Annotated in this window: 9 protein-coding genes; 5 read left to right on the forward strand and 4 right to left on the reverse strand. The window is 62.4% G+C overall.

What is annotated here, in order from left to right; translation table 11 throughout:
* Nucleotide 1 precedes the first annotated feature (1 nt).
* Entirely contained in the window at nucleotides 2-1423 is a 1422-nt protein-coding gene (chrA, locus tag RCCGE510_RS12540; protein ID WP_007630406.1) for a chromate efflux transporter, read from the forward strand.
* Between the two features lie 61 nt (nucleotides 1424-1484).
* On the opposite strand, the gene RCCGE510_RS12545 is transcribed toward chrA, so the two are convergent.
* The gene (locus RCCGE510_RS12545; protein WP_007630417.1) at nucleotides 1485-2816 is read right to left on the reverse strand and encodes a hemolysin family protein; all 1332 of its coding nucleotides are present in this window, start codon (nucleotides 2814-2816) and stop codon (nucleotides 1485-1487) included.
* A 177-nt stretch (nucleotides 2817-2993) separates the two neighbouring features.
* Nucleotides 2994-3377: a VOC family protein gene (locus RCCGE510_RS12550; protein ID WP_007630419.1), complete on the reverse strand. Its 384-nt coding sequence runs from the start codon at nucleotides 3375-3377 to the stop codon at nucleotides 2994-2996.
* A gap of 319 nt (nucleotides 3378-3696) precedes the next feature.
* Between RCCGE510_RS12550 and RCCGE510_RS12555 the strand changes: the two genes are divergently transcribed.
* Nucleotides 3697-4023: an RcnB family protein gene (locus RCCGE510_RS12555; RefSeq protein ID WP_007630421.1), complete on the forward strand. Its 327-nt coding sequence runs from the start codon at nucleotides 3697-3699 to the stop codon at nucleotides 4021-4023.
* A gap of 266 nt (nucleotides 4024-4289) precedes the next feature.
* Here the strand turns inward: RCCGE510_RS12555 and zigA are convergent, their stop codons facing one another.
* Entirely contained in the window at nucleotides 4290-5495 is a 1206-nt protein-coding gene (gene zigA, locus RCCGE510_RS12560; protein ID WP_007630423.1) for a zinc metallochaperone GTPase ZigA, read from the reverse strand.
* A gap of 144 nt (nucleotides 5496-5639) precedes the next feature.
* The gene (locus tag RCCGE510_RS12565; protein ID WP_007630424.1) at nucleotides 5640-6650 is read right to left on the reverse strand and encodes a zinc ABC transporter substrate-binding protein; all 1011 of its coding nucleotides are present in this window, start codon (nucleotides 6648-6650) and stop codon (nucleotides 5640-5642) included.
* Nucleotides 6651-6752: 102 nt separating this feature from the next.
* On the opposite strand from RCCGE510_RS12565, the gene RCCGE510_RS12570 reads away from it, so the two are divergent.
* From RCCGE510_RS12570 to RCCGE510_RS12580, 3 genes are read left to right on the forward strand one after another with little or no spacing between them, the layout of a single operon-like run.
* A complete protein-coding gene (locus tag RCCGE510_RS12570) occupies nucleotides 6753-7709 on the forward strand; it encodes a metal ABC transporter ATP-binding protein (RefSeq protein ID WP_007630426.1) in 957 nt (318 codons plus the stop codon).
* Nucleotides 7702-8517, forward strand: coding sequence for a zinc ABC transporter permease subunit ZnuB (gene znuB, locus RCCGE510_RS12575; RefSeq protein ID WP_007630428.1), 816 nt, complete (start codon nucleotides 7702-7704; stop codon nucleotides 8515-8517). Before RCCGE510_RS12570 ends, znuB begins: the two co-directional genes overlap by 8 nt.
* Entirely contained in the window at nucleotides 8514-8912 is a 399-nt protein-coding gene (locus RCCGE510_RS12580; protein WP_007630429.1) for a Fur family transcriptional regulator, read from the forward strand. The genes znuB and RCCGE510_RS12580 overlap by 4 nt, the downstream gene beginning before the upstream one ends.
* Nucleotides 8913-9290: the final 378 nt, after the last annotated feature.

The raw sequence follows: 9290 nt of genomic DNA on the forward strand, positions 1-9290 counted from the left end.
GATGGCCGAGATGACAGACGACAGCCCTACGAGCCAAACGGTGGAGAGAAATGCAGGAGAGGGGCATCACCACGGCGTCTCCTTCGGCGAAGCCTTCAAGGTGTGGCTGCGCGTCGCCGCCTTGAGCTTCGGTGGCCCGGCCGGGCAGATCGCCGTCATGCACAGGATCATCGTCGACGAGAAGCGATGGATCGGCGAGCATCGTTTTCTGCATGCGCTGAATTATTGCATGCTGCTTCCCGGCCCCGAGGCGCAACAACTCGCCGTCTATATCGGCTGGCTGATGCACCGCACGCTGGGCGGTCTGGTCGCCGGCCTGCTGTTCGTGCTGCCGGGATTCCTGTCGATCCTTTGCCTCAGCTATATCTACGCGGCTTATGGCAGCGTCGGCATCGTCGCCGGCCTGTTTTTCGGGCTGAAGGCAGCGGTGCTTGCCGTCGTCGTGCAGGCCGTCATCCGCATCGGTGGCCGCGCCCTCAGAAACAACGTCATGCTGCTGATTGCGGCCGGGGCCTTCGTCGCCATCTTCTTCTTGCACGTGCCGTTCCCGCTGATCGTGCTTGCAGGCGGCATGACCGGCTTCATCGGCGGCAGGTTCGGGCTTGCCGCCTTCAAGCCGGGCGGCGGCCACAAGGCTGGGAGCGGTTCGGTGCTGTCGGATGCCGAGTCTGCGCTCGGGGACGGCATACCTGATCATGCGCGCCCCAACCTAGGATGGTCGCTGCGTATGTCGGCAGCGCTGCTCGCTCTCTGGCTCGTACCCATCGCCGCCCTCTATGCAGCGTTCGGGGCACACGACGTCTTCACTGAGATCGGTCTGTTCTTCAGCAAGATGGCCGTCGTCACCTTCGGCGGTGCCTATGCCGCGCTCGCCTATGTCGCGCAGGAAGCCGTGCAGCGTTTCGGCTGGCTGAAACCCGGCGAGATGCTGGATGGCCTGGGGATGGCCGAGACGACGCCGGGGCCGCTAATCATGGTGCTTCAGTTCGTCGGCTTCATGGGCGCCTACCGCAATCCCGGATCGCTCAATCCGATGCTCGCTGCCACGCTTGCGGCAATCCTGACGACTTGGGTTACCTTCGTGCCCTGTTTCCTCTGGATCTTCCTCGGCGCGCCGTTCATCGAAAAACTGCGCGGCAATGTGGCGCTCGCCGGCGCGATGTCGGCGATCACGGCGGCTGTAGTCGGGGTCATTCTCAACCTCGCCATCTGGTTTGGCCTGCACACGCTGTTTGCCGAGGTCGCCGTCATCCACCTTGGAGTTTTGTGGCTCGATATCCCCGTGTTGCAATCGGCCGTGCCTGCGGCAATGGCGCTGTCGGCCGCCGCCGCCATCGCGATCTTCCGGTTCAAGACGTCTGTTATCACGACGCTGCTTGCCTGCGCGATATCAGGAATGCTCTGGACGCTGGCGGTTGGCTAAAGCTCCTTATTTTATGCATGTCGTTGTCCCGGAACCGCTGCACACTTCCGGGCGACATGCATTATCCCCCAGCTCCGTCCGCGGGGATACGCGTCGCCAGGATCTTGTCGATGCGCATGCCGTCCATGTCGAGCACTTCGAAGCGCCAGTTGTCGAACACGAAGGTTTCGCCAGCTTCAGGGATATGCTGGAGCTGGTGCAGCGCGAAGCCGGCAAGCGTATGGAAATCTGCATCCGGGCGATCGCGCAGGCCTAGCCGTTCGAAGGCGTCGAAGGCCGGCATCATTGCATCGATCAGGAGCGATCCGTCTTCCCGCACGACGATGTCGGGCTCTTCGTTGGATCCGGGCAGATCGCCGGCGATGGCTTCGAGCAGATCGGTCTGGGTGACGATGCCTTCGAGGCTGCCATATTCGTCGATGACGATGGCGAGCCGAACGGGCGAGGCCTTGAAACTGTCGAGCACGCGTACGACCGAGGTGCCCTCGTGTAGCACCAGCGGCTGCTTGATCACCTCCATGGGCCGGACCTTGCCGCCGTCGAGAACCTGGTCGAGAAGGTCCTTCTTCAACACCATGCCGATCGGTTCGTCGATCGAGCCGCGAGCGACCAGCAATTGTTCGTGGCCGCATTCGCGGATGGTCTTCAGTATTTCGGCCTCGCTGTCGTCGGCGTCGAACCACTCGATATCGAGACGCGGGGTCATAATGTCGGAGATCGGCCGGTCGCCGATGTTGAACACCCGCTCGACGAGTTGCTGCTGCACCTGGTTGAGAAGGCCGGCCTCTTGGCTCTCGGCGACCAGCAACTTGAGCTCCTGCGGCGAATGAAATGACGATTCCCCGGTTCCGGCGCGAAGGCCCACACCGCGCAGCACAAGATTGCCCATGCCGTTCAGGACAGAGATCGCCGGCTTGAACAGCATCAGGAAAAGCCCGAGCGGACGCACCACGGCAAGCGAAGTGGCTTCGCTGCGCTGAAGCGCCAGGCTTTTCGGCGCCAGCTCGCCGAGCACGATGTGAAGTGCTGTGATGATGACGAAGGCAATGACGATGGCGACAGTGTGTGCGCCTGTTGCCGCCCACTGTCCGGGCAGCCAGGACAGCAGAGGTTCGATCAGGTGGGCAAGCGCCGGTTCGCCGACCCAGCCCAGCGCCAGCGACGAGATGGTGATGCCGAGCTGTGTGGCGGCAAGGTTGGCGTCGAGATTGTCGACGGCGCGCTGAAGGGCCGAGGCATTCATTCGGCCGGCTGCGGCGAGTTCGGTGACACGACTGCGCCTCACCGACACCAGCGCGAATTCGGCGGCGACGAAGAAGCCATTGGCAGCCACCAAAAGTAGCACGGCTAGTATCCCGACAAAGTCGAAGAGCCCGCCCGCGGATTCGGACATGTTTTCCCTGCCTCTGAAATGATGCTAGCCCGAAACTACACGCTGGCACACAGGTAGCAAGGCGCAGCCGCCATTCTTGCAATGATGATGCCGAAGCCGGCCCACCGCGTCAGATGATCTGCGCGGTTGCCCGATGCGGCGCGCAAGAGTGCGACCGCATGATCGATGCCGTGGCGTTCATCTCTTCGGCGCTTCGAAGAGTTCGACCGGGTTTCCGGCCGGATCCTCGAGCAGGATCTGCTTGCCGCCTATGCCCTGCACGATCTCGTTGCGAAAACGCGCGCCCGCCTGGCGCAGCGTGGCGACTTCCGCCTCCAGGTCCGCGACTTCGATCTGGATGCGATTCCATCCGCCGGGCTCCGGCTTCCGTCCGTCCGCCATTGCCTGGGCTCCTCCGCCCGGTCCCGTCGTGCCGCTGACGAGCAGACGAAACCCGTCCCTGGTCAGGATGGCGAAGGTGGGCGCAGGGTGAAGCGCAATCGAGAAGCCAAGATGTCTCGTATAGAATTCCAACGCGGCGTCGACGTCGTCGACGATGTAACGCATGCTGATGCCGGACATGATTTCCTCCATCATCTGTTTATCGAGCAATCCCGCGCGACGATCCGACAGCGCCAAGCGCTGGATCGGACGCGCGAAGGGCGCTCCATGAATTGAATCTGCGCGCAATCCTTCCGAAAATCGAATCTGATCTTCGGAACTGCCCGCCGATCGCCGTCTCGGGCAAAACTGTTGTTCGCGAAGCTGTATAAGCCTCATCTGAAATATAAGATTTACGCCCCAGTCCTCAGATTCCATTACGAAAGTTTAATTTAAATTTCAGTTTCAGTTCATCTTTTCGGCCCTAGGTTTCTCCCGTGCCCAACACGAGGAACCCCACATGAAAAAGATTTTTGCAGCTCTCCTTTCCGCTTCCTTCCTTCTCTCCCCGATGGTTGTCTCCCAGGCCAGCGCGGATGATTATCGCCGTCCGCCTGTCGTCGTGCAGAAGAAGGTGATCGTCGAGAGGAAGGTCGTCCGGCCGCACTGGAAGAAGGGATACCGCGTCAACGCCAGTGAGCGCCGCCGGTTTCACGACGTCAACGACTACCGCCGCTACCGGCTGGCGCCTCCGCCGCGCGGCTATCGCTGGGTCCGGGTCGACAACGACTACCTGCTGATCGGCGTTACCAGCGGTGTCATTTCCAGCATCATTGCTGGTCGCTGATTGATGGGCCAAAGAAGGGCGGTTTCGGCCGCCCTTTCCAATTGTGGGAGAGGTGTGGAGACCCTGACCGGAATGGAATTTGTCTCGATAAGCGCTTTCGCTCCTTCATACTCGGCGCACAGCGGCGATGATGCCAAGCAACCCCTTCGGTCTTCGGTCGTCAACCTCAACATCCCCACCATACGTCAACGGATGCAGCCCCTCGATCGGCGGCAAGGGATTACATTCCGTGCAGACGCAGCGATAGGGTTTGATTGCGGTTGCCTTCATGCCGCCTGGCTGTTCCAGCTGGCGAAAGGGTCGGGCAGGTTTCGCCAGCGCTCGGGCGCAAAGACCCCGGTTTCGACGAGACAGCCGTCGAGTTCTCCTTTGATCCAGGTCTCGTCCATCGGGTCTGCGCCGATGAAGACGATCTCCTGGCGACGGTCACCCCAGACGGGGTCGAGATAGGGGCTGATGGCGCTGAGGAAGCCCGGTTCGTCCGGCCATTGTTCGCGCGGCACCGCTGCCCACCACAGACCCATCTTGCCAGTGCGCACGATCGCGCCCGCCTGGCTGATTTCGCCGACGTGATGCGGGCGCGTCGCCAACCAGAAAAAGCCTTTGGCGCGCACCACGCCCGGCCATGTCCTGTCGAGAAACGCCTGCAATTTCTCCGGATGAAAGGGACGCTTCTCGCGATAAACGAAGGAGCGGATGCCGTATTCCTCGGTCTCCGGCACATGGTCGCGGAAGCCGTGCAGTTCCTTGTACCAAAGCGGGTGGGTCTCGGCTTTGTCGATATCGAAGCGACCGGTGCCGAGCATCTCCTTGAGCGCCACCTTGCCGAAATCCGCCTCGATCAGCTTCGCATCCGGGTTGAGGCCGATGATGATTTTCCGCGCGGCGTCGCGTTCCGCCTCACTTGCCGTGCCGATCTTGTTCAGCACCACGACATCGGCGAATTCGATCTGCTCGACCAGCAGGTCGACGATGGTCCTGTTGTCGCCATCGCCGGCCGTTTCGCCGCGGTCGGCGAGGAAATCGGCCGAGGCGTAGTCGGCGAGCAGATTGGCGGCGTCGACAACGGTGACCATCGTGTCCAGCCTTGCGACGTCCGAAAGGCTTTGGCCGCTCTCGTCGCGAAATTCGAAGGTGGTGGCGACGGGCAGGGGCTCGGCGATGCCCGTGGATTCGATCAGCAGGTAGTCGAATCGACCTTGGGTCGCGAGATCGCGCACCTCTTTCAAGAGGTCATCGCGCAGCGTGCAGCAAATGCAGCCGTTGGTCATCTCGACCAGTTGCTCCTCGGTGCGAGAGAGATTGGCGCCGCCATCGCGCACCAGGCGAGCGTCGATATTCACTTCGCTCATGTCGTTGACGATGACGGCGACGCGCAGACCCTCGCGATTGGCGAGCACGTGGTTGAGCAGCGTCGTCTTGCCGGCGCCGAGAAAGCCGGAGAGCACCGTGACGGGGAGTCTTTTGTTCATGGGAGCCTCATCAGATTAAAATTAATGTTATATCATTACGTACGTAAGGTTGAAAAAAAGGCGGAACGGGGTTGTCCGCCTTTCCGCTTCAGCTCTCTCCAAGCGTGGCACGTCCGACAGGACGTGCAGAGCGCCGCATGGAGGTCATGCGTTGGAGAGACAGTCCTTCATGCTCTCGGCGATGCCGCGCATGAGGGTGAAGTAGAGATCGGGGCCGGCCTTCAGCGTGGCGGCTTCCGGGTCAAGTACGCCTGACTTGGCGCGCGTGCCCTCGATGACGACATCGACGAGCCGCGGCTCGAACTGCGGCTCGGCAAAGACGCAGGTAGCGCCGAGTTCGCCGACCTTGCGGTGGATTTCCGAGACACGCTCGGCACCGGGAATGGTTTCCGGGCTGACGGTGATCGAGCCGGCGACGCGGATGCCGTAGCGGTGCTCGAAATACTGGTAGGCGTCGTGGAAGACGATGAAGGGCTTGTCCTTGACGGGGGCGACGGCGGCAGCGATCTCCTTGTCCAGCGCCGTCAGCCGGTCGTCCAGCGCCTTGGCATTGGCCTGATAGGTCAGTGCATTGGCGGGATCGGCGGCGACCAGCGTCGTGGTGATCATGGCGGCCATCGCCTTGGCGTTCATCGGATCGAGCCAGAGATGGGTGTCGAAGGCGCCGTGGTCGGGATCATGCCCGGCTTCGGCGCCATGCGCGGCTTCGGCCCCACCATGTTCATCGCCGTCGTCATGCGGCTCGAATGCGCCGCCTTCGCGAAACGGCAGCTTCACGAGGCCGGGGGCGTCGTCGAGTGCTGCGATGCTGGCATCCGAACCCAAAGCCTGCAGCGGTTTTTCGAGGAAGGCCTCGAGGCCGGGGCCGACCCAGAAGATCACCTTGGCTTCCTGCAACGCCTTCGCGTTCGAGGGCTTCAGACTGTAGGTGTGCGGCGAGGCAGCGCCGTCGACGATCAGTTCCGGCTCGCCCACACCCTGCATGATCGACGAGACCAGCGAATGGATCGGCTTGATCGAGGTGACCACCACAGGCGCATCGGCCGCACGCATCGTGCCAGCAAACAACAGAGCGGGGATTGCCAAAGCCGGGATCGAAAGAACCGGCATTCTGAGGGCCAGCATTTGGAGGGCAGACCCCAAGGCGCGTCTCATCGGCATGCTCCGCTTGAATTCAAATTGTTATGTTATTACATCAATTGCGTTATGCTATAACGTGTGCGATAGCAGGACGCAACAGCACTTTCGGAAAATTTGATGCTCTCTCCCGCAAAGTCCCCCGCTGGTATCAGGGCCGAACCGCTGGTTTCGCTTGAGAATGTCGGCGTTGTTCGCAATGGCCGCTGGCTGGTGCGCGGCGTCGAATTTTCCGTGTCGCGCGGCGAAATCGTCACGCTGATCGGGCCGAACGGCTCTGGCAAATCGACCAGCGCCAAGGCGGCGATCGGCGTGCTAAAGCCTGACGAAGGCAGGGTGGAGCGCAAGGCCGGCCTCAAAGTGGGCTATGTCCCGCAGAAGCTCTCGATCGACTGGACGCTGCCGCTTTCGGTGCGTCGGTTGATGACGCTGACCGGCCCGCTGCCGGAGCGTGACATGCTTTCGGCGCTCGAATCCGCCGGCGTTGCTCATATGCTTGATGCCGAGGTGCAGCATCTCTCCGGCGGTGAATTCCAGCGGGCGCTGATGGCCCGCGCGATTGCCCGCAAACCCGATCTGCTGGTGCTCGACGAGCCGGTGCAGGGGGTCGATTTCTCAGGCGAGATCGCGCTCTACGACCTTATCAAGTCGATCCGCAATGCGACTGGCTGCGGCATCCTGCTGATCTCGCACGATCTCCATGTCGTCATGGCCGAGACCGATACGGTCATCTGTCTTAACGGCCATGTCTGCTGCCGCGGCACGCCGGAGGCTGTCAGCCGCAGCCCGGAATATGTGCGCCTGTTCGGCAGCCGGGCGGCGCAGACGCTTGCCGTCTACAGCCATCACCACGACCATACGCACCTGCCGGATGGGCGCGTGCAGCATGCCGACGGCACGGTCACCGATCACTGCCACCCCGCTCGTGGTCCCGAACGGGGCCATGAGCTCGACGGACATCACGCGCATGACCAGGATCACGCGCATGACCATGTTCATGATCATGATCATGACGATCACCATGGGGATGAGCACTTGCATGCCCATTCCCACAGTGGGGAGGGCCGCCATGCTTGACGATTTCTTCGTGCGCGCCATCCTCGCCGGCGTCGGCCTGGCGCTGACGACGGGGCCGCTCGGCTGCTTCATCATCTGGCGGCGCATGGCCTATTTCGGCGATACGATCGCCCATTCGGCGCTGCTCGGCGTCGCACTGTCGCTGCTCTTCGAACTCAATCTGACGCTGGCGGTCTTTGCCGTCGCCGCGCTGGTATCGGTGCTGCTGCTCTTCCTGCAGAAGCGCCAGGCGCTGTCGGCCGATGCGCTGCTCGGTATCCTCTCGCATGCCACGCTGGCGATCGGCCTCGTCATGGTCGCCTTCATGAGCTGGGTGCGGATCGATCTCATCGCCTTCCTGTTCGGTGATATTCTCGCCGTTTCCCCGACCGACATCGCGCTGATCTGGGGTGGCGGGCTCTTCGTGCTCGTGGCAATGGCCTGGCTCTGGCGGCCGCTCCTGGCTGCGACCGTCAATGCCGAGCTTGCCGAGGCCGAGGGGCTGAAGCCGGAGCGGGCGCGGCTGTTCTTCATGCTGCTGATGGCCGTCGTCATTGCCATCGCCATGAAGATCGTCGGCATCATGCTGATCACCTCGCTGCTGATCATTCCGGCGGCTGCGGCGCGGCGTTTCTCGGCGACGCCGGAGATCATGGCGGTGTTCGCCTCGCTGATCGGGGCAGCCGCCGTCGTCGGCGGGCTGTTCGGCTCGCTCACCTATGACACGCCGTCGGGCCCATCGATCGTGGTCGCGGCGCTGATCCTGTTCATGCTCAGCCTGCTTCCCGTCAGGCGGCACCGCGCAGCCATGCAAGGACAAGGCTCATGACGACACCGCAACTCACCAAGAACCAGTCGCTGGTCTTCGACGTGCTCGAGAAGGCCGAAGGACCGCTCAGCGCTTACACCATCCTCGACAAGCTCCGCGACCACGGTTTTCGCGCACCGCTGCAGGTCTACCGGGCGCTGGAAAAGCTGCTCGAATACGGCGTCGTCCATCGGCTGGAAAGCATCAATTCCTTCGTTGCCTGCGCCCATCCCGGCGACGACTGCCACAGCCACGGCATCGTCGCCTTCGCCATCTGCGAAAGCTGCGGCCAAGTGACGGAATTCCACGACCACGAGGTCGACCACCGGCTGATGGGCTGGGTGCAGGGGCAGAAGTTCAAGCCCGAGAAGACGACGATCGAGATCCGCGGTTTGTGCGAGGCCTGTGCGGCGTGAAGCGAGGGATGCCCGCAAGCCTCAAATGCGCTGAGCGTAGGTGAGGGGGCTACACGGCGGATCCTTCATTACCCTTCGCTTGTGCTGAGTGCATTCGCGGTTTGCCCGATACAGGCAACGCTGCAGGCTCGCGCTCGCCGAGCGGCGACGACGACCCGCGCGTTGGTTCACTCACGGTACTTGCTGCCGATCGATATACAAAGCGATGACTCAAAAAGGTGAGGCCGCGAGAGCGGCCTCACCTTCTTCGTGTCTGCGCGGATAGGCTTAGTCCGGCTTGGATTCAGAGTCGCCCTTGCCGGAGCCGCCATTGTCGCCCTTGCCGGAGCCGCCATTGTCGCCCTTGCCGGAGCCGCCATTGTCGCCCTTGCCGGAGCC

Origin of the sequence: Rhizobium sp. CCGE 510, assembly GCF_000292525.1 — a bacterium.
GTDB lineage: Bacteria > Pseudomonadota > Alphaproteobacteria > Rhizobiales > Rhizobiaceae > Rhizobium.

What these genes read in the sequence shown, in the direction of transcription:
- RCCGE510_RS12550 (WP_007630419.1), bottom strand. Translation starts at nt 3,377, where the DNA reads ATGTCCGGCATCAGCATGCGTTACATCGTCGACGACGTCGACGCCGCG.
- zigA (WP_007630423.1), bottom strand. Translation starts at nt 5,495, where the DNA reads ATGAACAAAAGACTCCCCGTCACGGTGCTCTCCGGCTTTCTCGGCGCC.
- znuB (WP_007630428.1), top strand. Translation starts at nt 7,702, where the DNA reads ATGCTTGACGATTTCTTCGTGCGCGCCATCCTCGCCGGCGTCGGCCTG.
- RCCGE510_RS12555 (WP_007630421.1), top strand. Translation starts at nt 3,697, where the DNA reads ATGAAAAAGATTTTTGCAGCTCTCCTTTCCGCTTCCTTCCTTCTCTCC.
- RCCGE510_RS12580 (WP_007630429.1), top strand. Translation starts at nt 8,514, where the DNA reads ATGACGACACCGCAACTCACCAAGAACCAGTCGCTGGTCTTCGACGTG.
- RCCGE510_RS12570 (WP_007630426.1), top strand. Translation starts at nt 6,753, where the DNA reads ATGCTCTCTCCCGCAAAGTCCCCCGCTGGTATCAGGGCCGAACCGCTG.
- RCCGE510_RS12565 (WP_007630424.1), bottom strand. Translation starts at nt 6,650, where the DNA reads ATGAGACGCGCCTTGGGGTCTGCCCTCCAAATGCTGGCCCTCAGAATG.
- RCCGE510_RS12545 (WP_007630417.1), bottom strand. Translation starts at nt 2,816, where the DNA reads ATGTCCGAATCCGCGGGCGGGCTCTTCGACTTTGTCGGGATACTAGCC.
- chrA (WP_007630406.1), top strand. Translation starts at nt 2, where the DNA reads ATGGCCGAGATGACAGACGACAGCCCTACGAGCCAAACGGTGGAGAGA.